We start from the raw sequence: 21606 nt of genomic DNA, 5'->3' as shown, positions 1-21606 counted from the left end.
TGGTATCGTCAAGGTTGGCGAAGAAGTTGAGATCGTTGGTATCCGTGACACGCAGAAAAGCACCTGTACTGGTGTTGAGATGTTCCGCAAGCTGCTCGATCAGGGCCAGGCTGGTGATAACATCGGTGCCCTTCTTCGTGGCGTTGGCCGTGATGATGTTGANCGTGGTCAGGTTCTNGCNAAGCCAGGTTCCATTACCCCGCACACCAACTTCAAAGCTGAAGCTTATATCCTGACGAAAGAGGAAGGTGGTCGTCACACACCATTCTTCACCAACTACCGTCCACAGTTCTACTTCCGTACAACTGACGTGACCGGCGTTGTTACTCTTCCAGAAGGCACGGAGATGGTTATGCCTGGTGATAACATCACCATGGACGTTGAACTGATTGCTCCGATTGCGATGACCGACGGTCTTCGTTTCGCGATCCGTGAAGGTGGCCGTACTGTTGGTGCGGGTGTTGTTTCCGGTATCACGAAATAAAATAAATTAAAATAACCGTTGATAGCGACGGGGGGTTCTGCTAAAGAACCCCCCGTCGCTATTTTTTATTGTGACGAATACCTAAATTAACTCTGAAAGGGGTTAACTGCGTTCCTCTGCCGATGCTGGTACGAACGGGTTAATCAAAGGTGGCTGAACATGGACAGCCAGAATATCCGAATTCGCCTCAAGGCGTACGATCACAGGGTGCTCGACCAGTCGACATCAGAGATCGTTGGCACTGCCAAGCGCACTGGTGCGCAGGTACGTGGCCCAATTCCTCTTCCTACCCGCATTGAAAAGTTTACAGTTCTGCGTGGGCCTCACATTGATAAGAAAAGTCGTGAGCAGTTCGAAATTCGGACTCACAAGCGTCTTCTTGATATCGTTGAGCCGACTCCGCAAACCGTCGACGCGCTTATGAAGCTCGATCTGGCGGCTGGCGTGGATGTCGAGATCAAACTGAAAGGCTAAGCTATGCGTACGGGTCTTATTGCGCAGAAACTTGGCATGTCTCGTATCTTCACAGAAACTGGCGAGCATGTGCCGGTTACTGTTCTGAAGCTGGACAACTGTCAGGTTGTTGCTGTTCGCACGCAAGATGCGGACGGTTATAATGCGATTCAGCTTGGCTCAGGTGATGCCAAGGTGAAAAACGTGAGTAAAGCTGAGCGTGGCCATTATGGCAAAGCGAAGGTTACTCCTAAAAAACACGTTGCTGAATTCCGTGTTTCCGCTGACGCCCTTCTGGACGTTGGTGTTGAACTGGAAGCTGGTCATTTCCTGGCTGGTCAGTATGTGGACGTTACCGGTACTTCAATCGGTAAAGGTTTCGCAGGTGCGATGAAGCGTCATAACTTTGGCGGTCTTCGTGCATCACACGGTGTTTCTGTCTCTCACCGTAGCCACGGTTCGACTGGTAACAGTCAGGATCCTGGCAAGGTGTTCAAGGGCAAGAAAATGGCTGGTCACATGGGTGACCGTCGCGTGACCACCCAGAACCTGGAAATCGTTGCCACCGATGGTGAGAACGGTCTTATCCTGGTGAAGGGCGCTATCCCTGGTTCAAAGGGTGGCTGGGTTTATGTTCGCGACGCTGTAAAGCGTGCCCTTCCTGAGGGTGTGCCTTTTCCTGCTGGCCTGAAATCTTCTGGCTCTGAAGCGCCTGTTGCTGAAGAGAAGGATCAATAACCATGAAAATCGCGGTTACATCCCTCGACAATAAAAAAGCTGGCGAAGTTGAACTGAACGCATCAGTGTTCGGTCTTCCAGTGCGCGCTGATTTACTCGCTCGCATGGTCAACTATCAGCTGGCTAAACGTCGTGCTGGCACCCACAAGGTGAAAGAACGCGGCGAAGTTTCCGGTTCTACTCGCAAGATCAAGAAGCAGAAAGGTGGCGGCGCTCGTCACGGTTCTATTCGTGCTAACATCTTCCGTGGTGGTGGTATTGTTCATGGACCTCGCGTTCGTGATCACGCTCATGACCTGACGAAGAAAGTACGTCTTCTTGCGCTTAAGACAGCTCTTTCTGCCAAGGTTGCAGAAGGCAAGCTGATGGTTCTGGAAAATACCGAAGTCAAAGGACCAAAAACTTCTGCGCTTGCCAAGCAGTTGACGGCTCTGGGCTGGTCTTCAGTCCTGGTTATCGATGGTGCTACGGTAAACGAAAGTTTTGCTCTCGCTGCCCGGAATATTCCATGCGTTGACGTGCTGCCAGAGCAGGGCGCAAACGTGTATGACATTCTGCGTCGTGACACACTGGTTCTGACCAAGGACGCCCTTGTAGCGTTGGAGGCACGTCTAAAATGAGCAGAGCACGCGCAAGAAATACCAAGCCGGTGACCGTTTCCAAAGAGCGGATGTATGAAATCATCCGTCGTCCGGTCATCACCGAGAAGGCAACCCTGGGTTCCGAGAACAACCAGGTAACCTTCCAAGTTCCGCTTGATGCTACGAAGCCTGAAATTGGTTTGGCTGTAGAAGGTTTGTTCGGCGTTAAGGTTGAAGCGGTTAACACCCTTCGCGTTAAAGGCAAAACAAAACGCTTCAAAGGTCGCCCTGGTCGTCGTTCCGACGTCAAAAAGGCTATCATATCCCTCGCTGACGGGGATAGCATCGACGTGACGACGGGAATTTAATCCGATGGCGTTGAGAAATTTCAATCCGGTCACTCCAAGTCAAAGAAACTTGGTCCTGATCGACCGTTCTGAGCTGTACAAAGGGAAACCAGTCAAGAAATTGACTGAGGGTCTCAGCAAATCAGGCGGACGTAATAATAACGGTCGGATCACCATGCGTCGTCGTGGTGGTGGACACAAACGTTCTTACCGTATCGTTGACTTCAAGCGGACAAAGTTTGATGTTGCCGCTACTGTTCAGCGTATTGAGTACGATCCGAACCGTACAGCGTTTATCGCGCTGATCGAATATGCAGATGGTGAGCAGGCCTATATCTTGGCTCCTCAGCGCCTGCAGGTTGGTGATAGTGTCATCTCTGGCGCTAAAACCGATGTTAAACCTGGTAATGCTATGCCACTTAGCGCGATCCCTGTGGGTACTATTGTCCACAACGTCGAGCTGAAGGCTGGCAAAGGTGGGCAGATCGCTCGTTCAGCCGGTACTTATGTACAGCTGGTCGGTCGCGATTCAGGTTATGCCCAAATTCGCTTGAACTCAGGCGAGTTGCGTATGGTACGCGCCGAATGCATGGCAACGGTTGGCGCCGTGTCCAACCCGGATAATTCGAACCAGAAACTTGGTAAAGCAGGGCGTAATCGCTGGCTTGGCAAGCGTCCTTCGGTCCGTGGTGTTGCTATGAACCCGGTGGACCACCCGCACGGTGGTGGTGAAGGTCGTACTTCCGGAGGTCGTCATCCGGTCACTCCTTGGGGTAAACCCACCAAGGGTGCACGCACTCGTTCTAACAAGAAGACTGATGGACTTATTATCCGTCGTCGTCATCAGAAACGCTAGTGAGGGGATGGCCATATGGCACGTTCCGTTTGGAAGGGCCCGTTCGTTGATGCCTATCTTCTACAGAAGGCAGAAACCGTGCGAAATGCGGGTCGCAATGAAATTATTAAAACCTGGTCACGTCGTTCGACCATCATGCCACAGTTCGTTGGCTTGACGTTTGGTGTGTACAACGGCCAGAAGCACATCCCTGTTCTCGTAACCGAGAATATGGTTGGCCATAAATTTGGTGAATTCGCGCCTACACGTACCTATTGGGGTCACGCTGTAGATAAGAAGGCGAAGAAAGGCAAAAAATGAGTAAGTCAAAACGTGATCGTGCGTTAGCTGACACTGAAGCTCGTGCAGTTGCTGTCAATCTTCGCACTTCCCCGCGTAAATTGAACCTGGTTGCGGCCAGCATTCGTGGGAAATCAGCAGAATCTGCTTTGGCAGAACTGACGTTTTCCAAGCGCCGTATCGCGATTGAAGTGAAAAAAGCTCTTCAGTCCGCTATTGCAAATGCTGAAAACAACCATCAGCTTGACGTTGATCGTCTCTTTGTTGCAGAGGCTTTCGTCGGCAAGAGCTTTGTCATGAAACGCTTCCGGGCTCGTGCTCGCGGCCGTACCGGCCGTCTGCTGAAACCCTGGAGCCAGCTGACAGTTGTTGTCCGCGAACGCGAGGAGGCCGCATAATGGGTCAAAAGATTAATCCTATCGGCCTTCGTGTCGGTATCATCCGGACCTGGGATTCTCGTTGGTTTGCAGATGCGAACTATGCTGACATGCTTCATGAAGATCTGAAAATCCGTGAGTTTCTGCGCGAACGCCTGAAGCAAGCTGGTCTTTCACGTATCATCATCGAGCGTCCAGCCAAGAAAGCCCGTGTTACCCTTTATTCTGCCCGTCCAGGTGTTGTGATTGGTAAAAAGGGAACGGATATCGAAAAACTGCGTCGTGAGCTTCAGAAACTGACTTCTAGCGAAGTCCATCTGAACATCGTAGAGATCCGGAAACCAGAAATTGATGCGAAATTGGTTGCAGACAACATCTGTAGTCAGTTAGAACGTCGTGTGGCTTTCCGCCGTGCCATGAAACGTGCTGTTCAGTCAGCGATGCGTCTCGGTGCCCAGGGTGTGCGTATTAACTGCGCAGGCCGTTTGGGTGGTGCTGAAATCGCTCGTACAGAATGGTATCGTGAGGGCCGTGTTCCACTTCACACGCTTCGTGCTGAAGTTGATTACGCTGAATCCCGTGCTTCCACCACATACGGTATTTGTGGTGTTAAGGTTTGGGTATTCAAAGGCGAGATCATGGAACATGATCCAATGGCCATGGACAAACGAGCTCAGGATTCACAGGCAGCTCGTTCATAACGGGCATAGCTTGAGGAAGTAAAACAATGCTGCAGCCAAAGCGGACTAAATTCCGCAAAGCACATAAAGGCCGGATACACGGCAATGCCAAGGGTGGTACCGAGTTGAACTTCGGTGCTTTCGGTCTCAAAGCCCTGACCCCTGGTCGTGTTTCTGCCCGTCAAATCGAAGCGGCCCGCCGCGCCGTCACGCGTCATATGAAACGTGTCGGTAAGTTGTGGATCCGCATTTTCCCGGACGTGCCGGTTTCATCGAAACCAGCTGAAGTTCGTCAGGGTAAAGGTAAAGGTAACCCAGAATGGTGGGCTGCCAGAGTCAAACCAGGTCGTGTAATGTTCGAACTGGACGGTGTGCCCCTGGAGCTGGCACGTGAGGCTTTCTCACTTGCTGCTGCAAAGCTGCCAATCCAGACGAAATTTGTTGTTCGTCCCGGTGAAGGAGGGAACTAATGAAATCGAGTGATCTCCGTACTAAAACGGCTGATGAGCTGAAGGTTGAGATGGTTAATCTGCGCAAGGAGCAGTTTAACCTTCGTTTCCAGAAAGCCAGCGGTCAGCTTGAAAACACTGCTCGGTGCCGTCAGGTTCGCCGCGACATCGCCCGAGTCAAAACTGTACTGCAGTCTCTGCAGGCAGCTTCTTAAGGAGTTTGCACAATGCCACGGCGTGTGTTGCAGGGTGTCGTCGTAAGCGACAAGACGGATAAGACAATTACCGTTCTTGTTGAGCGTCGAGTTATGCACCCTATCTACAAGAAGTTCATTAAGCGCTCGAAGAAGTATCACGCTCATGACGAGACCAACGCGGTTAAAGCGGGAGATGTCGTCAAGATTCGTGAGTGTCGTCCAGTTTCCAAGACCAAATCTTGGGAAGTGTTCAGCGACGCTTCTTCTGAAGCATAGTATTTAGGATAAAGCCATGATCCAGATGCAATCTCAGCTGGAAGTAGCTGATAATTCAGGCGCTCGTAGAGTGCAGTGCATCAAGGTACTTGGCGGTTCTAAACGTAAAACCGCCAGTATCGGTGACATCATCCGCGTATCTGTCAAGGAAGCAATTCCACGTGGCAAGGTAAAAAAAGGTGATGTTCATCGTGCCGTTATTGTACGTACGGCAAAAGAAATTCGTCGTGAAGACGGTACCTCGATCCGCTTTGATACCAATGCTGCTGTTTTGATCAACAAGTCAAATGAGCCAATTGGTACACGTATTTTCGGACCTGTGACTCGTGAGCTGCGTGCGCGCAGTTTCATGAAAATCGTGTCCTTGGCGCCCGAGGTGCTGTAATGAGCAAGAAGTTCAAGATTAAAAAAGGCGACCAGGTAGTAGTTACGACCGGTCGTGACAAGGGTAAAAAAGGCGAAGTGCTTCGTGTACTTCGTGACGAAGATCGCGCTGTGGTACAGGGCATCAACGTTGCGAAGAAGCATCAGCGTGCGACCCAGACATCAGCGGGTGGAATCGTCGAGAACGAAGCTTCCATTCATATTTCTAATATTGCACTCGTAGATCCGAAGTCCGGTGATGCTACCCGCGTTGGGTATCGTCAGGATGGTGATCGTAAAGTGCGCTTCGCCAAGAAATCTGGCGAAGTAGTAGATGTATAAGGCGGGTTGAAGAAATGACACAGCCTCGCTTGAAAGCACACTACAACAGTGCCGTCAAAGACGCTTTGAAAGTTGAATTTGACTACACGAACCCAATGCAGATCCCTAAGCTCGAGAAGATCGTGCTGAATATCGGTGTTGGTAAAGCCGTTCAGGACACCAAGAAGGTGAAAAACGCTGCTGAAGAGCTCGAGCTTATCGCTGCTCAGAAGCCGGTTATCACCAAAGCCAAGAAATCCATTGCGGGTTTCAAGGTGCGTGAAGAAATGCCACTAGGCTGCAAGGTGACACTGCGCGGTGACCGCATGTATGAGTTCCTCGATCGTCTCGTGACGATTGCCCTGCCACGTGTTCGCGATTTCCGCGGCGTGAAAGGCAATAGTTTCGATGGTCGTGGTAACTACAACATGGGCATCAAGGAGCAGATTATTTTCCCGGAAATCGAATACGATCGCGTAGACGAAATCCGCGGTATGGATATCACCATCTGCACCACGGCGAAAACCGATAAGGAAGCAAAAGCTCTCCTTGCAAGGTTCGACATGCCGTTCTCTAAGTAGAACGGGCAGAAAGGAATAGTACTATGGCTAAGAAAAGTGCCATTGCTAAGAACGAAAAACGCCGCCGTCTGGTCGTTAAGCAGGCTGAAAAGCGTGCTGTTCTAAAAGCGATTGCTACTGATCGTTCGGCTTCTCCGGAAGAGATCTTCCATGCAAGCCTGAAATTGGCTCAGTTGCCTCGTGACGGAGCAAAGATCCGTGTACGGAATCGTTGTGGCGTTTCCGGACGCCCACGTGGTTTTTATCGTAAGTTCAAGCTCTCACGTATCGCACTGCGCGATCTGGCCTCCGTTGGTCAGGTTCCCGGTGTGGTAAAGTCGAGCTGGTAAGAAAGGAACAGCGAGATGGCGATGAGCGATCCTTTAGGGGATATGCTGACCCGCATCCGCAATGGACAGCGGGTTGGTAAATCCGTCGTTAGCGCGCCAGCTTCAAAGCTGCGTGCTAACGTTCTTGATGTCCTGAAGCGTGAAGGTTACATCCGCGACTACAGCACAACAGAAATTCGTGCTGGCATTTCCGAGCTCTCAATCGAGCTCAAATATGCAGATGGTGATCCGGCGATCTCTGAGATCAGCCGTGTTTCCCGTCCTGGTCGTCGTGTATACTCTAAAATTAAAGAGCTTCCGCGCTTCTATAACGGACTTGGGGTTACCATCCTCTCCACGCCTAGCGGCGTAATGTCAGACCAAGAGGCCCGCGCCGCCAATGTTGGTGGTGAAGTCCTTTGCCAGGTATTCTAAGGGGGTTATGATATGTCTCGTGTAGGCAAAAACCCCGTGGAAGTCCCAGGCGGGGTCGAAGTTAAAGTAGACGGCAATGTCGTCACTGCAAAAGGGAAGCTGGGTCAACTCAGCTTCGCAGCTACGGATGATGTAAGCATTTCTCTCGAAGAGGGAAAAGTGGTCGTCAAACCAGCTAATGATAGCAAGCGCGCACGCTCCATGTGGGGTACTGCTCGCAGTCGTGTTGAAAACCTTGTTATTGGTGTGTCCCAGGGCTATACCAAGAGCTTGGAAATCAACGGTGTTGGTTATCGTGCGGCGGTTCAGGGCAATGCTCTCAATCTGCAGCTTGGTTTCTCACACGATGTGAACTACCCGATTCCTGAAGGTATCTCCATCGTTTGTGAAAAGCCGACAGCAGTGGCCGTCTCGGGGATTGACAAGCAGAAGGTTGGCCAGGTGGCTGCCGAGATTCGCGCGTATCGTCCGCCAGAGCCTTACAAAGGCAAAGGTGTTAAGTACGCTGACGAAGTCGTTCTGCGTAAAGAAGGCAAGAAGAAGTAACCCATGCGTAAGCTTACATCATTGCACGATCGCCGCAAAAGTCGCGTTCGTACACAGCTCCGGCGCACGGGTAATGGTCGTCCTCGCCTGTCAGTTTTTCGCTCGAGCAAACATATCTATGCTCAGGTGATCGACGACAAGCAGGGTGTCACTGTTGCCGCTGCGTCAACTCTGGATGGCTCTCTGAAGAGCGCGTTGAAGACTGGTGCTGATAAAACAGCAGCTACCGAAGTCGGAAAACTCGTTGCAGAGCGTGCTGTCGCTGCCGGTATCACCGAGGTCGTCTTTGACCGCGGTGGTAACATCTATCACGGTCGTATCAAGGCTCTTGCCGATGCTGCCCGTGAAGCTGGCTTAAAGTTCTAGGAGGACAGAATGGCACGTTCTCAGAAAGAAAATAATCGTGATCGTAGAGATGATCGCAATCGCGATGAACCGGAACTGATCGAAAAACTGGTTGGTATTAACCGTGTTGCTAAAGTCGTCAAGGGTGGCCGTCGTTTTGGCTTTGCCGCTATTGTCGTCGTTGGTGATGGTCGTGGCCGCGTTGGTCATGGCACTGGTAAAGCCCGTGAAGTTCCTGAAGCAATTCGTAAAGCCACGGAAGCTGCAAAGCGTAACATGGTTCGTGTTCCTCTTCGTGAGGGCCGCACACTGCACCACGACATTAAAGGTCACTATGGTGCAGGCCACGTTGTAATGCGCAGCGCACCAGCGGGTACCGGTATTATTGCCGGTGGTCCACTCCGTGCTGTTTTCGAAGCTCTTGGTGTTCAGGATGTGGTCGCTAAGTCCACAGGTACTTCGAACCCGCATAACCTGATTAAAGCATCCTTCGATGGCCTCGTGCGTTCACGCAGCCCTCGTATGGTTGCTCAGCGTCGCGGCAAGAAGGTTTCTGACATCCTTGGTTCCCGTGCTACTGGCACAGAAGCGCAGGGGTAAGATACCATGGCAGCCAAGAAACAAACCGTTACTGTGGTTCAGGTAGGAAGTCCAATCGGACGGACAAAAGATCAGCGCGCTACTTTGGTTGGTCTGGGCCTCAATAAAATGAACCGTCGTTGTACACTGGAAGATACTCCAGCTGTGCGTGGCATGATCAACAAGGTTAGCCATCTTGTGAAGGTTGAGGAGGCCTAAGGGCCTCCCCATCTCTCTCGCAAGTAGGGGAAACTGGGACCATTACCATGAAGCTCAATCAGCTTTCCGATAACCTCGGCGCGACCAAAAACCGTAAACGTGTTGGTCGCGGAACCGGATCCGGAACGGGTAAAACCGCCGGGACCGGTCACAAGGGTCAGAAGTCCCGTTCCGGTGTTGCCGTTAAAGGCTTCGAAGGCGGCCAGATGCCACTGCATCGCCGTCTGCCGAAACGTGGATTTAACAACATTTTCCGGAAGAACTTCGTTCCTCTGAACATCGGCCGTCTTCAGGCTGCGATCGACGCTAAGAAGATCGACGCCAAGAAACCGATTGATCAGGACGTTCTGGTTACTTCCGGTATCATTACCGACGCTCGTGACGGTATTCGCCTTCTGGCGAACGGCGAACTGTCTGCTAAAGTGTCTATCACTGTAGCTGGCGCTTCTGCTGCGGCAATTGCAGCCGTCGAAAAGGCCGGTGGCTCTGTCACCGTTCCTGCAAGCGAATAATTTGTAAAGGCAGGGATCTCCTCAAGCTTGGGGAGGTCCTTGCCTTTGCTTTTTTTTAAGTCATTTCTAGTACCGGGAACAGGCACATGGCATCCGCTGCCGAGCAATTAGCCTCGAACATTAATTTTAGTTCGTTTTCAAAAGCCACAGATTTGAAGAAGCGTATCTGGTTCACCCTGGGTGCGCTGATTGTTTATCGTCTGGGTACCTATATTCCTTTACCCGGCATTGATCCCTCTATCTTCAAGCAAGCCTTTAACAGCCAGGCTGGTGGCATGCTTGGGATGTTTAATCTCTTTTCTGGTGGTGCGCTCGAGCGCATGACCATTTTTGCTCTGAACATTATGCCCTATATCTCTGCATCTATTATCATGCAGCTGATGTCGGCGATCTCTCCGCAGATCGAAGCTTTGAAAAAAGAAGGTGAGTCCGGGCGCAAGAAAATCAACCAGTACACCCGTTACGGGGCGGTTATCCTTGCTGCGATTCAGGCTTACGGTATTGCCAGGGGGCTTGAGGCCTCGTCCGGATTTGGCGCTTCGGTTATCAATCCGGGGCCGTTCTTTGAGTTAACGACAGTTATCACCCTGACTGGCGGGACTGTGTTCCTGCTGTGGCTGGGTGAACAGATTACCCAGCGCGGTATCGGTAACGGTATTTCCCTGATCATTTTCTCAGGTATCGTGGCAGGTCTTCCGGCAGCACTGGCCCAGACGTTTGAGTTGAGCCTGAACAACGGCGTTGTTGCGCTGATCATTCTGCTGGTTCCTCTGGTGATTGCAGGAATCGTCTGTGTCGAGCGTGCTCATCGCCGAATCATCGTTCAGTATCCGAAACGTCAGGTTGGCAACAAGATGTTTGGCGGCGAATCTTCTCACCTGCCAATCAAGCTGAACGTTTCCGGTGTTATTCCTCCGATCTTTGCCTCTTCACTGTTGCTGATGCCGATTTCTGCGGCGCAGTTCTCTGCCGGGAGCGGTCCTGAGTGGCTGACCTGGGTAACGGCAAATCTCGGACGTGGATCACTGGGATACATTCTGCTGTACAGCACACTGATTGCTTTCTTTGCTTTCTTCTACAAAAGCATCGTTTTCAATACAGAAGATACAGCCGAAAATCTGAAAAAGAATGGCGGCTTTGTTCCAGGGATTCGCCCGGGCAAGAACACCGCCAACCATCTGGACTATATCATTAACCGGTTGACTGTAGCGGGTGCTGCGTATCTGGTTGCTGTCTGTCTGCTACCGGAGATTCTGATCTCTCAGTATGCTGTCCCTTTCTATTTTGGCGGAACGAGTCTTCTGATTGTCGTCTCTGTTACAATGGACACGGTCGGTCAGATCCATTCTCATCTGGTAGCCCATCAATATGAAGGTCTAATCAAAAAATCAAAATTAAAGGGTAGGCGTGGATGAACATAATACTGTTTGGCCCTCCTGGGGCCGGGAAGGGAACTCAGGCCGAGATCCTGGTTGAAAAGCATGGCATTGTTCAGCTTTCAACAGGGGATATGCTTCGGGCTGCTGTGGCTGCGGGTACAGAACTGGGACAGAAAGCCAAATCCGTCATGGATGCGGGACAACTGGTAGACGATGATCTGATCATCGGTATCATTTCTGACCGGATTGATGAAGCCGATTGCAAAAACGGATTCATCCTCGATGGCTTCCCTCGTACGGTCGCCCAGGCGGAAGGTCTCGACAAGATGCTTGTCGAAAAAGGCCTGAAGCTGGACAAAATTATTGAAATCGTTGTCGATGAGAAGATTCTTTTTGATCGCATCGAAACCCGGGCCCAGGCAACACCGGAAGCACAACGCCGTGCGGATGATAATGCCGAGACCCTGAAAAAACGTTTGTCCGTCTATCATGCACAGACAGCTCCAGTGTTGCCTTACTATGCAGCCAAGGGTGTTCTGAACAAGGTTGACGGGATGAAAAGCATAGATGACGTGGCGAATCAGATCGCTGGTTATCTTAAATGATTCTTGACCATTGACAGGTCGGCGGATTGGCATATAATCCGCCGCCGAATGGACATTTTCCCAAAGGAAGCCTTGATTTATCTTGGTTTTCACGCGGGATAAGAATATGGCGCTGAATCTAGGCGCCTTTCGTATTCCCGGCCTGGCCGGGGGAAATAGTCGTACGACGTCTCTCATTTCACCTCTAGAGATAGTCGCGGATTGAATTAACCCAGGGTTGTCAAATACTTGGCACCCGATCTGTGTTTGTGAGGAGAGCGTAGTGGCTCGTATTGCTGGCGTCAACATCCCGACGCAAAAGCGGGTACTCATCGCATTGACCTATATCCATGGTATTGGTCCTGCGAATTCAAAAAAAATCTGTGAAGAAGTTGGCATTCCGGCTGAACGCCGTGTTAACGAACTCACAGAAGATGAAGTACTTCGCATTCGTGAAACAATTGACCGTGGCTTTACTGTTGAAGGTGACCTTCGCCGTGAAGTTTCAATGAACATTAAACGTTTGATGGATCTGGGTTGCCTGCGTGGCCTGCGTCATCGTAAACGTCTACCAGTTCGTGGACAGCGTACCCGGACCAACGCACGTACGCGTAAAGGTCCTGCTGTTGCGATCGCTGGTAAGAAGAAATAAGGGGCTTTTAGACAATGGCTAAACCTCAGACGAAAGTTCGGCGCCGCGAGAGGAAGAATATTTCTTCCGGTATCGCGCACGTGAACGCCACGTTCAACAACACCATCATCACCATTACTGACGTTCAGGGAAATGCTATTTCCTGGGCATCTGCAGGTGGTCTTGGTTTTAAAGGCTCTCGTAAGTCTACTCCCTATGCTGCTCAGCTTGCTGCAGAAGACGCAGGTAAAAAAGCTCAGGAACACGGGATGAAGACTCTCGACGTAAATGTTAAAGGCCCAGGTTCAGGACGTGAGTCCGCTCTGCGTGCCTTGCAGGCTGTTGGTTTCACCATCACCGGTATCCGTGATGTGACCCCAATCCCGCACAACGGATGTCGTCCTCCTAAACGCCGTCGCGTTTAAGGGTACAGGGGCGGCGCACTAACGGGAGTGCCGCCTTTTCCAATCAGGTCAGAAGCCGGAGGTTCTCCGGCTTTTTGGCTTATCTATGACAGAGCATGAGCCATTGTTGTCGCCCGTTGACAATCGATAGCATGCAAGTCACGAGGTTTTACTGTGATTCAGACAAACTGGAATGTGTTGATCAAGCCTGAAAGTCTCGTTGTCGAGACTGGCAATGACAGCAGCCGTGTTGCCAAGATTGTTGCTGAGCCGCTTGAGCGTGGTTTCGGTCTTACTCTTGGAAATGCTCTTCGCCGTGTTCTCCTGTCTTCTTTGCAGGGTGCTGCGGTAACGTCCATCCACATCGATGGCGTTTTGCACGAATTCTCTTCTATTCCTGGCGTTCGTGAAGATGTGACAGATGTTATTCTGAACATCAAAGCGATTGCTTTGCGGATGGAAGGTGAGGGACCAAAACGGATGCGTTTGCGCGCCGAAGGTCCTGGTTCTGTCACGGCTGGTCAGATTGAAACCACAGGCGACATCGAAGTGATGAATCCTGATCTGGTTCTCTGTACTCTGGATGACGGTGCTCACCTGGATATGGAACTTACTGTGAATACAGGTAAGGGCTATGTTGCTGCATCGCAGAACCGTATCGAAGATGCTCCAATCGGTCTGATCCCGGTTGATTCGATCTTCTCTCCGGTTCGCAAGGTTTCTTACAAGGTTGATAACACCCGTGTTGGTCAGGTTACCGATTATGACCGTCTGACACTGGAAATTGAGACTGACGGTTCCATTACACCGGAAGATTCGATTGCTGTTGCTTCCCGCATCTTGCAGGACCAGCTGTCACTCTTCGTGAACTTCGACGAACCAAAAGTTGAAGAGATCGATGATCGTCCGAGCGAACCTCCGTTCAACCGCAACCTGTTGCGTAAAGTTGATGAGCTTGAGCTGTCTGTGCGTTCCGCGAACTGCCTCAAGAACGACAACATTGTCTACATCGGTGATCTGGTTCAGAAAACCGAAGCAGAAATGCTGCGTACGCCCAACTTCGGTCGTAAGTCCCTCAATGAAATCAAAGAGGTTCTTTCCGGCATGGGGCTGCACCTCGGTATGGAAATTGCCGAGTGGCCACCTGAGAATATCGAAGAGCTGGCCAAGCGTCTCGACGAACCTTTCTAACCAAAGGTTTGAGTTAAGCAAGTGGGGAGATTTCTCCCCACCTGTCGTACATCGGATGGATAATCCTCTCCTGAAAAGGGGCGGGAATGTCAGATCAGGCGGCGGCAGGAAAATACAATCCGTCTCGTGCGCGAGACAACAGATAATAGGAGAACAGAAATGCGTCACGGAATGAGTGGTCGTAAACTTAATCGTACCTCTAGCCACCGTAAGGCTATGTTTGCCAACATGGCACACGCCCTGATCAAACACGAGCAGATCAAGACAACCCTGCCGAAAGCCAAAGATCTTCGTCCCATCGTTGAGAAGCTGATCACCCTTGGCAAACGCGGCGATCTGCACGCCCGTCGTCAGGCAATGTCTGTTCTTCGTGATGCCAAGATGACTGGCAAGCTGTTTGATGAACTGGCAACACGTTACAAAGAGCGTCAGGGTGGTTACACCCGTGTTCTTAAAGCCGGTTTCCGTCATGGTGACATGGCAGCAATGGCTGTGATCGAATTGGTTGAGCGTAATCTTGATGCAAAAGGCCAGGATTCTGGTCCGGTTGCTTCTGATGAAGGTGAAGGCGAAGAGTAAGCTCTTTACCCTCTATCTTTTTTGTACAAAAGGCAGCTTTCGGGCTGCCTTTTGTCGTTTCAGTATCTATGTTCCTGAATTTAGGACTTCTGTCAGAACAGTTCCGTATCCCTGATGTGGATAAAATCTCCGTCGAGGCTGTTCAGAATTTTTTCTTTCCCTTTCGGGGCGTTGAGAACCATGACACGTTTTTTCTTCAGCTTGATGGTTTTGATTGCCTGAATGTATTTGGTTTTTGAATGCCGCCCCATGGCCAGGGCTTCGTGGTAATCAAGGATCAGTATGGTCACCCCCAGCATATCAAAGTGGTGATCCCCTGGCATATGGAGCTGAAGTTCTGTCGCTCCCATTTTGCAAAAGGGTCTGAGCCTTGCCATTAGGTCGCTGATCTTGGTCAGATGAATGTGGTTGGGTAACCCGGTCAGGGCGATGATCAGGCGTTCTCTGGATTTTTGCGGCAGGCTTTCCAGCAAGATCAGAACACGGTCAAATTCTTTTTTATTGGTGCAAAGTTGATAATCCAGTTTCATAATGACACCAGCTGCCGCCATGTCGATCAGGTTGGATATCATGTAGCCTGTCGTCTGGCCGATATAGGCACCCTCGATGATTAACCGACGGGGATCAGTCTCGTCGATAACCTGATCTATTTTTTGCTGACGTTCCTGCCCGAAGTCATCGAAAGAGGCCAGGGATAAAGGCAGATTGTCCCCTGCAGTATTTTGTAGCCTTGTAAATCTAATTTCAGCACGCTCAAGAATTTCCTGCAGGAAAATGTCTACTTTTTCCTGCGTTGCCCGGGCGGATTGTTCTATTCGTTTCTGAATAATATCCCAGGGATCTTTTGCTTTGGTGTATTCCTCTTCCTCAACTTCTACCTCATAGGCTTGGCCTTTGATTTCAAAAGCCTGGGCCGAAATTGCCAAATCATCTTTGTAGCCCTCTTCTCCGAGCAGCTTGATCCAGACTTCTTTGCGAATAGCATCAAGTTTGAACCGGGCTTCCACTTCATTCAGCTGGGAAAAGCAGACCATCATATCGCCATCTTCGGATATACGGCAGGAATCCAGGGGACCAATGTTTTTGGAAACGACCGACACCATAATATTATGGATCAAGCGCTGATGATGCTCCCACTTGTCTCCCACTTTTTCTTTGAGTTTGTCTATTCCCAGCAACTGAAACCGTCCGGCAACCAAACGGGCGTCGTCAGGAAAGGGAGGAGCTTGTGTATTCAATATCCCTTCTGTTTGAGGGGATGATGAAGGGATTGCAGAGGGGGAAGATACGGGAGCTGTTTGGGAGGCAGTGCCCGCTGCTTTGAGGGACGGACTTTGGGGGCGTGCGACGGTTGAGGCTGGCGCAGCTGCAGGTGTTTTTGTCACAGGAGCTGGGCGAGGTGCCAGATGTGGTTGTTGCTCCCCGGGTTTTGCAGCTTTGTTTTGAGCTGCCGCAATGCCAGCAGAGATTGGCGTTACTGTTGTTTTTTCTGTTTGGGGCTTAGCTGTCTGGGGGGCCTTGGATTGAGACTTTGCCAACTGCTTGGCAATCGTTGACAAGAGAAGGTCAAAGTTAACGGGTTTGATTATATAGTCATCGACCCCGAGTGATTTTCCTTCAATCATGTGTTTGTTATCTGACATGGCACTCAGAAACACAAAGGGGGTGGATGAAAAAGGAGCTTTTGATTCTCGTATCTTTCGTAACAAACCCATTCCATCCAGTACGGGCATCGAGATATCGCTTAATACAAGATCAAGATTCTTGTTTTCTGAAACTATCTTAAAACCTTCTGCGCCATTTCTGGCAGAAAGAACATTATATCCATAATCCGTTAGTTCTTCGACAAGGTCCTCTCTAAGGACATCTTCATCTTCAACACATAAAATTGTGGCCATATTTTCTTTCTCTGATTTTTACGATCTGGCGACAGCGATTTGATCTGCTCCGGAGAAATCGGACTCTGAAGAAATTAGGGGAACGTCAATAATCTCTGCCTGTTCCTCTCCGGCGTCTTTTATCGGTAGCATAATTGTAAAAGTAGAACCGACATCCAATTCACTCTCTACCGATATAGATCCTCCATGTAATTCTAACAGCCACTGAACAAGACACAAGCCTATCCCGGTTCCGGATATTCCTGATGTGTTGCTTGAACGGAAGTAGCGTCCAAATATTTTCGACCAGTCGTCGTGTGAAATGCCAATCCCGAAATCTTGAAAAGAGATATAGGCCCGTCCATTTTCTACATAACTTCCGATGATGATTTGTTCCGCTCCGGGCGAGTATTTGATTGCATTCGAAATAATATTTGAAAAAATCTGGGTGATTTTGGGCTTGTCGGCAAGGATGCTTCTGGGCAACCTTTGTGTATCATATATAATCTGATGATGTTCCGAATAGTCTTGATGATTAATACATGTCAACGCGAGAAGACCTGCCAAATCAATAGGCGTAAGGGACATTTCGACTTCTCCGGCCTCGATGCGTGATGCACTTAATGTACTGTCCAGCAGTTCAAGCATGCGCTGGGTTGCACCAGAGATTTTGTGTAATTTTTCATCAATAAAGTCTTTGTCTAGAGTGTCTATTCTTCGCCGAATACGTTGAACACTACTGTCTATGATGGTTAGGGGAGTTCTTATTTCGTGTGAGGCCATGGATACAAAATCACGTTGCATCGAATTTTGTACGACTTCCTTTTCCAAAGTCATGCCAAGCAAATTGGTTTTCTCTTCAAGTGTTGTCCGGGTTTTTTTGAATTCATCCATCCGGTGTTTGAAAACTTCAAGAGCAAGTGCGATTACCCCTAATTCATCTTTTCGCTTAAAGTGCTGGCTGGTTTTGGGACGTTGGTTGTTGACGATCAGAAGCATGTCATTGCTGAGCTGTGCAAGGTGCGCCCCAATCGTTAGCTTGGCCAGGATAACGATAAATAAACTGGCAAAGGAAATAATGCCGAGAGAGAGGTAGGTCTGGCTTTTTAATGAGTTGAGAAGGTGATTATTGAGGGGAGACAGGCTCCAGGTGATAACCAAAGTTCCATAAGCCTTACTGCGCAAGGTTTTGATCGGCACAGCGACAGTAACTCCTCTGTCATCAAGATGATGAAAGGTTTTTTGCGTCTTGCCCTCAAGAAGCTTTGAAAATCTCAGGTCCTGGGGGGGATGGTTAAGTCCGACATGTTCAAGTAACTTTTTGCCAGCAGGATTATATACGCGCAAGTCGAAGGGGGTGGCCTGCTCGCTTGGAGTCAGAAAGTTGAAAGAATGCCAGATGGCATTCGGTTGTTCTCTTCTTACGGCGCCACTGATCTGTGCTGCCAGTCGCTCGGTTTTTACCGTAACATTCTCTATCCAGATTTCTGTAATGCGCTGTTTTTCTATATTCCAGTTCACAGATGTAAATATTGCGAATAACACCGAGATTACCACAACAGCGACCAGCGAAATTTTTCTGCCAACATTCCAGAAAGTTTTGGTTTTCTTGAAGGGGGCGTTACTCATGTAGGTTTATCCCGGATTCATTGCCACGACTGTCCTTATCTCTCGGTCCTTAAATAGCAAAAGTTCCGGAGGTAGTAAGAGAAGACGCGGGGGAGTTGCGGTTCCGTGTAATCCGTAGAGACGTCGTCGACACCTCTATTTTGAGGGTCACCCCCGTTTTGAGAAACACTTCATCAGAACGTCATTACCTCTCATCGATACTAATTTGTAACAGAGAAGTCTTTATAAAACCTGAAGGGTTAAAGTGGTGCCGTCATGGGAAAAGAAGGAAAGTAAGTGCTTGATCCTAGACGCAAAAATTAAAACGTAAATTTAAAAATAATCCAGTTTTTATCATTTTAGCGGATTAAACCCCCAGGCTTTACCTCCTGTTTTGACTCGAGCTATTGCCTTGTACATTGGAAAGCGATAGGGCTGATGCTTTGATGTAAGATATCAATGCCAATCAGGTATAGTTATGTCCTGTACAGTCAAGGGAAGGGATGTTTGGGTGAGAACGGGAACGAGATGCATTTTGGGAATGTTGTTCTGTATCCTTGGGGGGATTTCCAGTGTGAAACCTGCGTCCTCACAGGAAGTTCCCTCCAGTCGCGAACAGATTAATCTCAGTTTTTCGCCTGTTGTTCGTCAGACTGCACCAGCGGTCGTAAATATTTTTACAAAAAAACTGGTTCAGGAGCGTCAGGTTCCATCGCTTTTTAATGATCCGTTCTTTCAACGTTTCTTTGGGAATAATCTTCCGGACAGAGAGCGTCAGAGGCAGGGAAAATCCCTTGGTTCTGGAGTGATAGTGCGCAGCAATGGTTTGGTTATTACCAATCACCACGTGATTGAGGGGGCAACTGAGATCCAAGTTGTCCTCGCTGATCGTCGGGAGTTCTCTGCCGAACTGGTCCTCAGTGATGAAGGAACCGATCTGGCTGTTCTAAAAATTGATACCGGGGGGGAAGAGCTGCCAACACTGGAGTTGATGGACTCAGACAGGATAGACGTCGGAGATCTGGTTTTGGCGATCGGTAACCCTTTTGGGGTCGGGCAAACTGTTACCAGCGGTATTGTTTCTGCACTGGCAAGAACCCGTGTCGGGATTGCAGATTATCAGTTCTTTATTCAGACAGATGCAGCGATCAATCCCGGAAATTCCGGTGGTGCTCTGGTTACCATGGACGGAAAATTACTTGGTATTAACACCGCTATTTTTGCCGCTAAGGGCGGTGGATCAATCGGGATCGGTTTTGCTATTCCGGCTAACATGGTGCGCACTGTAATACGTTCGGCCGAAGAAGGGCATGGACTTGTCCGGGCCTGGACTGGACTTATTGGACAAAATCTTACATCTGATCTGGCTCAGGGATTTGGATTGTCCCGCCCTGGCGGCATAGTCGTCAGCAGTGTCTTTCCGGATGGGCCTGCGGATCAGGCTGGTCTGAAGGCGGGGGATGTTATTCTCTCTGCTGCGGGTCAGGAAGTCACGAATGTTGATTCGTTACGCTTTCGGATCGCAACGATTCCTGTCGGGGATGAAATCCAGCTCGGGATCTGGCGGGGACGGAAAGCCCAGACCTTACAATTTGTCGCAACCCAGGCTCCTGAAATTCCGCAAAGGGATATGCGGGAAATTCTCGGTTCAAATCCTTTGGCCGGGGCAACCATTGCCAATCTTTCTCCTGCCTTGTCAGAAGAACTGGATATCAGCGGGCTTTGGGAAGGGGTTATTATTAGCAATATCGCCCGTCGCAGTCCGGCGCACAGGATAGGGCTGCAGCCGGGGGATATTTTGCTGGGGGTTAACGGCGGCTCTGTTAAACTTGTGTCCGATGTTGAGCCCGCGCTGGCCAGGGAAACCGAGAAGTGGCAACTGGTTATCAGAAGAAACGGGCGCCAGAGGCTACTTGAGTTTTCACGTAATAAATGATGGTTTACCGATTGATTATCATGCGTTATTTGCAAAGATAAGGGTAGGTTGTGACGGGACTTTTTGAAAATCAAGCTACACGTCCTCTGGCTGACCGGTTACGTCCACGCAGCTTGGCTGAAGTCGTCGGACAGGATCATCTTGTCGGTGAGAACGGACCAATTGGACGGATGGTTCGCGCAAGGCGACTGGCTTCGATGATCCTCTGGGGGACACCAGGCTGCGGCAAAACCACGATTGCCCGGTTACTGGCTGATGTAACTGATCTTCATTTCGAACCTCTTTCAGCCATTTTTTCAGGCGTAGCAGATCTGCGTAAAATCTTTGAACGGGCCAGAGAGCGACGGGCAATGGGGCAGGGGACCCTATTGTTTATCGATGAAATCCACCGTTTCAACCGGGCTCAACAGGACGGATTTTTGCCGCATATGGAAGACGGCACAATTGTTCTGGTTGGTGCCACGACTGAAAATCCTTCTTTTGAATTGAATGCGGCGTTGTTATCCCGATCCCAGGTAATGGTTCTCAAGCGGCTTGATGAAGAGGGTATGGATGATCTTCTGCGCCGGGCAGAGCAGGAAATGGGGTTCGAACTCCCGCTGAGCGCTGAAGCACGGCAATCAGTGATTGCCATGGCAGACGGGGATGGGCGCTATCTGCTGAATATGGCGGAAGAGCTTTTCACTTTACCGCCCGGGCAGGAACTTGATAGTGGGGATCTTGCCGGTGCAATCCAGAAGCGGGCACCGATCTATGACAAAGGACAGGAAGGGCATTATAACCTGATATCCGCCTTGCATAAGTCTTTGCGCGGATCAGATTGTGATGCGGCGCTTTATTGGCTGGCCCGGATGCTGGCTGGGGGAGAGGATCCTAATTTCATAGCTCGAAGACTACTACGTTTTGCTGTAGAGGATATTGGACTGGCCGATCCGAACGCGATGTCTCAGGCGCTCCATGCCTGGCAGACTTTTGAAAGGTTGGGATCACCCGAAGGAGAGCTAGCGTTGGCACAAGCTGTGATCTATCTTGGGACAGCTCCCAAGTCCAATGCCGCATACAAAGCCTATAAAAGCAGTGTCAGGGCGGCTGCCGAGACGGGCTCACTTTCCCCGCCAATGCATATTCTCAATGCGCCAACCAAAATGATGAAGGACCTGGGCTACGGCAAGAACTATGCCTATGACCATGATGCCAGGGATGGATTTTCCGGGCAAAACTACTTTCCGGATAGCCTGCCGAGGGAGAAATACTATCTTCCGGTTGAGAGGGGGTTTGAGCGGGAGGTGAAAAAACGCCTGGCCTATTGGGACAAGCTGCGCCAGGAACGGCAGAAATCCTGATGTTATTAAGAGAAATGCATTATACGCGTGTCTGCTATGAACTAGTGGCGATTGCGGAGGTGTGACATTTTGGTGTTTGTTGTAGGGGTACTTCCTACAACAGACTGTTTTGTTCTTCCGGATAAAATAACGTCCCAGCAGGTAAAGG

Annotated in this window: 32 protein-coding genes; 30 read left to right on the top strand and 2 right to left on the bottom strand. The window is 50.0% G+C overall.

Annotated elements, in window-relative coordinates; all coding sequences use genetic code 11:
* The 28 genes from B152_RS0110355 to rplQ form a co-directional block, all read left to right on the top strand.
* On the top strand, positions 1-484 hold a 484-nt coding region (locus B152_RS0110355; RefSeq protein ID WP_020592348.1), incomplete at its 5' end, for an EF-Tu C-terminal domain-related protein.
* A gap of 159 nt (positions 485-643) precedes the next feature.
* Complete coding sequence (gene rpsJ / locus B152_RS0110350) at positions 644-958, top strand: 30S ribosomal protein S10 (RefSeq protein ID WP_020592347.1); 315 nt, start codon at positions 644-646, stop codon at positions 956-958.
* 3 nt (positions 959-961) lie between these two features.
* Positions 962-1675, top strand: coding sequence for a 50S ribosomal protein L3 (gene rplC, locus B152_RS0110345; RefSeq protein ID WP_020592346.1), 714 nt, complete (start codon positions 962-964; stop codon positions 1673-1675).
* A gap of 2 nt (positions 1676-1677) precedes the next feature.
* A complete protein-coding gene (gene rplD, locus B152_RS0110340; protein WP_020592345.1) occupies positions 1678-2295 on the top strand; it encodes a 50S ribosomal protein L4 in 618 nt (205 codons plus the stop codon).
* Positions 2292-2624 carry a 50S ribosomal protein L23 gene (locus tag B152_RS0110335; RefSeq protein WP_020592344.1) on the top strand — a complete coding sequence of 111 codons (333 nt, stop codon included), beginning with the start codon at positions 2292-2294 and terminating at the stop codon, positions 2622-2624. The genes rplD and B152_RS0110335 overlap by 4 nt, the downstream gene beginning before the upstream one ends.
* Positions 2625-2628: 4 nt before the next feature.
* Entirely contained in the window at positions 2629-3459 is an 831-nt protein-coding gene (gene rplB, locus B152_RS0110330) for a 50S ribosomal protein L2 (protein WP_020592343.1), read from the top strand.
* 15 nt (positions 3460-3474) lie between these two features.
* Positions 3475-3759 (top strand): 30S ribosomal protein S19, encoded by a 285-nt coding sequence (rpsS, locus tag B152_RS0110325; RefSeq protein ID WP_020592342.1) that lies wholly within the window; start codon positions 3475-3477, stop codon positions 3757-3759.
* Entirely contained in the window at positions 3756-4136 is a 381-nt protein-coding gene (gene rplV / locus B152_RS0110320; protein WP_020592341.1) for a 50S ribosomal protein L22, read from the top strand. Before rpsS ends, rplV begins: the two co-directional genes overlap by 4 nt.
* Positions 4136-4816: a 30S ribosomal protein S3 gene (rpsC, locus tag B152_RS0110315; RefSeq protein ID WP_020592340.1), complete on the top strand. Its 681-nt coding sequence runs from the start codon at positions 4136-4138 to the stop codon at positions 4814-4816. Before rplV ends, rpsC begins: the two co-directional genes overlap by 1 nt.
* 26 nt (positions 4817-4842) lie before the next feature.
* Positions 4843-5265, top strand: coding sequence for a 50S ribosomal protein L16 (gene rplP, locus B152_RS0110310; protein WP_020592339.1), 423 nt, complete (start codon positions 4843-4845; stop codon positions 5263-5265).
* Positions 5265-5459, top strand: coding sequence for a 50S ribosomal protein L29 (rpmC, locus tag B152_RS0110305; RefSeq protein ID WP_020592338.1), 195 nt, complete (start codon positions 5265-5267; stop codon positions 5457-5459). Before rplP ends, rpmC begins: the two co-directional genes overlap by 1 nt.
* 12 nt (positions 5460-5471) lie before the next feature.
* Positions 5472-5717: a 30S ribosomal protein S17 gene (gene rpsQ, locus B152_RS0110300; protein ID WP_020592337.1), complete on the top strand. Its 246-nt coding sequence runs from the start codon at positions 5472-5474 to the stop codon at positions 5715-5717.
* A gap of 16 nt (positions 5718-5733) precedes the next feature.
* Positions 5734-6102, top strand: coding sequence for a 50S ribosomal protein L14 (rplN, locus tag B152_RS0110295; RefSeq protein ID WP_020592336.1), 369 nt, complete (start codon positions 5734-5736; stop codon positions 6100-6102).
* Positions 6102-6422: a 50S ribosomal protein L24 gene (rplX, locus tag B152_RS0110290; RefSeq protein WP_020592335.1), complete on the top strand. Its 321-nt coding sequence runs from the start codon at positions 6102-6104 to the stop codon at positions 6420-6422. Before rplN ends, rplX begins: the two co-directional genes overlap by 1 nt.
* Positions 6423-6436: 14 nt before the next feature.
* Positions 6437-6982 (top strand): 50S ribosomal protein L5, encoded by a 546-nt coding sequence (gene rplE, locus B152_RS0110285; protein ID WP_020592334.1) that lies wholly within the window; start codon positions 6437-6439, stop codon positions 6980-6982.
* Positions 6983-7005: 23 nt separating this feature from the next.
* Positions 7006-7311: a 30S ribosomal protein S14 gene (gene rpsN / locus B152_RS0110280; protein WP_020592333.1), complete on the top strand. Its 306-nt coding sequence runs from the start codon at positions 7006-7008 to the stop codon at positions 7309-7311.
* 15 nt (positions 7312-7326) lie between these two features.
* Complete coding sequence (gene rpsH, locus B152_RS0110275; protein ID WP_020592332.1) at positions 7327-7725, top strand: 30S ribosomal protein S8; 399 nt, start codon at positions 7327-7329, stop codon at positions 7723-7725.
* A gap of 12 nt (positions 7726-7737) precedes the next feature.
* A complete protein-coding gene (gene rplF, locus B152_RS0110270; protein WP_020592331.1) occupies positions 7738-8271 on the top strand; it encodes a 50S ribosomal protein L6 in 534 nt (177 codons plus the stop codon).
* 3 nt (positions 8272-8274) lie between these two features.
* A complete protein-coding gene (gene rplR, locus B152_RS0110265) occupies positions 8275-8637 on the top strand; it encodes a 50S ribosomal protein L18 (RefSeq protein WP_020592330.1) in 363 nt (120 codons plus the stop codon).
* Between the two features lie 9 nt (positions 8638-8646).
* Positions 8647-9216, top strand: coding sequence for a 30S ribosomal protein S5 (gene rpsE / locus B152_RS0110260; RefSeq protein ID WP_020592329.1), 570 nt, complete (start codon positions 8647-8649; stop codon positions 9214-9216).
* Positions 9217-9222: 6 nt separating this feature from the next.
* Positions 9223-9414, top strand: coding sequence for a 50S ribosomal protein L30 (rpmD, locus tag B152_RS0110255; RefSeq protein WP_020592328.1), 192 nt, complete (start codon positions 9223-9225; stop codon positions 9412-9414).
* 47 nt (positions 9415-9461) lie between these two features.
* Complete coding sequence (rplO, locus tag B152_RS0110250) at positions 9462-9926, top strand: 50S ribosomal protein L15 (protein ID WP_020592327.1); 465 nt, start codon at positions 9462-9464, stop codon at positions 9924-9926.
* A gap of 86 nt (positions 9927-10012) precedes the next feature.
* A complete protein-coding gene (secY, locus tag B152_RS0110245; protein WP_020592326.1) occupies positions 10013-11341 on the top strand; it encodes a preprotein translocase subunit SecY in 1329 nt (442 codons plus the stop codon).
* Positions 11338-11910 (top strand): adenylate kinase, encoded by a 573-nt coding sequence (locus tag B152_RS0110240; protein WP_020592325.1) that lies wholly within the window; start codon positions 11338-11340, stop codon positions 11908-11910. Before secY ends, B152_RS0110240 begins: the two co-directional genes overlap by 4 nt.
* Before the next feature lie 262 nt (positions 11911-12172).
* Entirely contained in the window at positions 12173-12541 is a 369-nt protein-coding gene (rpsM, locus tag B152_RS0110235; RefSeq protein ID WP_020592324.1) for a 30S ribosomal protein S13, read from the top strand.
* A 14-nt stretch (positions 12542-12555) separates the two neighbouring features.
* Entirely contained in the window at positions 12556-12945 is a 390-nt protein-coding gene (rpsK, locus tag B152_RS0110230; protein ID WP_020592323.1) for a 30S ribosomal protein S11, read from the top strand.
* A 153-nt stretch (positions 12946-13098) separates the two neighbouring features.
* Positions 13099-14115, top strand: a complete 1017-nt coding sequence (locus B152_RS0110225) for a DNA-directed RNA polymerase subunit alpha (RefSeq protein ID WP_026261452.1) — start codon at positions 13099-13101, stop codon at positions 14113-14115.
* 159 nt (positions 14116-14274) lie between these two features.
* Positions 14275-14694: a 50S ribosomal protein L17 gene (gene rplQ / locus B152_RS0110220; RefSeq protein ID WP_026261451.1), complete on the top strand. Its 420-nt coding sequence runs from the start codon at positions 14275-14277 to the stop codon at positions 14692-14694.
* A 92-nt stretch (positions 14695-14786) separates the two neighbouring features.
* On the opposite strand, the gene B152_RS25305 is transcribed toward rplQ, so the two are convergent.
* On the bottom strand, positions 14787-16592 hold the full coding sequence (locus tag B152_RS25305) for a response regulator (RefSeq protein WP_020592320.1): 1806 nt from the start codon (positions 16590-16592) through the stop codon (positions 14787-14789).
* 18 nt (positions 16593-16610) lie between these two features.
* Positions 16611-18200: a sensor histidine kinase gene (locus B152_RS25300; protein WP_020592319.1), complete on the bottom strand. Its 1590-nt coding sequence runs from the start codon at positions 18198-18200 to the stop codon at positions 16611-16613.
* A 553-nt stretch (positions 18201-18753) separates the two neighbouring features.
* Between B152_RS25300 and B152_RS0110205 the strand changes: the two genes are divergently transcribed.
* Both B152_RS0110205 and B152_RS0110200 read left to right on the top strand, forming a co-directional pair.
* Positions 18754-20115 (top strand): DegQ family serine endoprotease, encoded by a 1362-nt coding sequence (locus B152_RS0110205; protein ID WP_211212185.1) that lies wholly within the window; start codon positions 18754-18756, stop codon positions 20113-20115.
* Between the two features lie 50 nt (positions 20116-20165).
* Positions 20166-21458: a replication-associated recombination protein A gene (locus tag B152_RS0110200; RefSeq protein WP_020592317.1), complete on the top strand. Its 1293-nt coding sequence runs from the start codon at positions 20166-20168 to the stop codon at positions 21456-21458.
* Positions 21459-21606: the final 148 nt, after the last annotated feature.

This window comes from Kiloniella laminariae DSM 19542 (genome assembly GCF_000374005.1).
Classification (GTDB): Bacteria; Pseudomonadota; Alphaproteobacteria; order Kiloniellales; family Kiloniellaceae; genus Kiloniella; species Kiloniella laminariae.
Note: the sequence above shows the minus strand (reverse complement) of the source record. Positions and strands in the feature narration are given on the sequence as shown.

Coding starts and splice junctions, on each gene's coding strand:
- rpsJ (WP_020592347.1), top strand. CDS start 644: ATGGACAGCCAGAATATCCGAATTCGCCTCAAGGCGTACGATCACAGG.
- rplO (WP_020592327.1), top strand. CDS start 9,462: ATGAAGCTCAATCAGCTTTCCGATAACCTCGGCGCGACCAAAAACCGT.
- rpmD (WP_020592328.1), top strand. CDS start 9,223: ATGGCAGCCAAGAAACAAACCGTTACTGTGGTTCAGGTAGGAAGTCCA.
- rpsK (WP_020592323.1), top strand. CDS start 12,556: ATGGCTAAACCTCAGACGAAAGTTCGGCGCCGCGAGAGGAAGAATATT.
- rplR (WP_020592330.1), top strand. CDS start 8,275: ATGCGTAAGCTTACATCATTGCACGATCGCCGCAAAAGTCGCGTTCGT.
- rpsE (WP_020592329.1), top strand. CDS start 8,647: ATGGCACGTTCTCAGAAAGAAAATAATCGTGATCGTAGAGATGATCGC.
- rplN (WP_020592336.1), top strand. CDS start 5,734: ATGATCCAGATGCAATCTCAGCTGGAAGTAGCTGATAATTCAGGCGCT.
- rplX (WP_020592335.1), top strand. CDS start 6,102: ATGAGCAAGAAGTTCAAGATTAAAAAAGGCGACCAGGTAGTAGTTACG.
- rplC (WP_020592346.1), top strand. CDS start 962: ATGCGTACGGGTCTTATTGCGCAGAAACTTGGCATGTCTCGTATCTTC.
- rplD (WP_020592345.1), top strand. CDS start 1,678: ATGAAAATCGCGGTTACATCCCTCGACAATAAAAAAGCTGGCGAAGTT.
- secY (WP_020592326.1), top strand. CDS start 10,013: ATGGCATCCGCTGCCGAGCAATTAGCCTCGAACATTAATTTTAGTTCG.
- rplF (WP_020592331.1), top strand. CDS start 7,738: ATGTCTCGTGTAGGCAAAAACCCCGTGGAAGTCCCAGGCGGGGTCGAA.
- rpsC (WP_020592340.1), top strand. CDS start 4,136: ATGGGTCAAAAGATTAATCCTATCGGCCTTCGTGTCGGTATCATCCGG.
- rplQ (WP_026261451.1), top strand. CDS start 14,275: ATGCGTCACGGAATGAGTGGTCGTAAACTTAATCGTACCTCTAGCCAC.
- rpsQ (WP_020592337.1), top strand. CDS start 5,472: ATGCCACGGCGTGTGTTGCAGGGTGTCGTCGTAAGCGACAAGACGGAT.
- rpmC (WP_020592338.1), top strand. CDS start 5,265: ATGAAATCGAGTGATCTCCGTACTAAAACGGCTGATGAGCTGAAGGTT.
- rpsN (WP_020592333.1), top strand. CDS start 7,006: ATGGCTAAGAAAAGTGCCATTGCTAAGAACGAAAAACGCCGCCGTCTG.
- B152_RS0110240 (WP_020592325.1), top strand. CDS start 11,338: ATGAACATAATACTGTTTGGCCCTCCTGGGGCCGGGAAGGGAACTCAG.
- rplP (WP_020592339.1), top strand. CDS start 4,843: ATGCTGCAGCCAAAGCGGACTAAATTCCGCAAAGCACATAAAGGCCGG.
- rpsH (WP_020592332.1), top strand. CDS start 7,327: ATGGCGATGAGCGATCCTTTAGGGGATATGCTGACCCGCATCCGCAAT.
- rplB (WP_020592343.1), top strand. CDS start 2,629: ATGGCGTTGAGAAATTTCAATCCGGTCACTCCAAGTCAAAGAAACTTG.
- rpsS (WP_020592342.1), top strand. CDS start 3,475: ATGGCACGTTCCGTTTGGAAGGGCCCGTTCGTTGATGCCTATCTTCTA.
- B152_RS25305 (WP_020592320.1), bottom strand. CDS start 16,592: ATGGCCACAATTTTATGTGTTGAAGATGAAGATGTCCTTAGAGAGGAC.
- rplE (WP_020592334.1), top strand. CDS start 6,437: ATGACACAGCCTCGCTTGAAAGCACACTACAACAGTGCCGTCAAAGAC.
- B152_RS0110335 (WP_020592344.1), top strand. CDS start 2,292: ATGAGCAGAGCACGCGCAAGAAATACCAAGCCGGTGACCGTTTCCAAA.
- rplV (WP_020592341.1), top strand. CDS start 3,756: ATGAGTAAGTCAAAACGTGATCGTGCGTTAGCTGACACTGAAGCTCGT.
- B152_RS25300 (WP_020592319.1), bottom strand. CDS start 18,200: ATGAGTAACGCCCCCTTCAAGAAAACCAAAACTTTCTGGAATGTTGGC.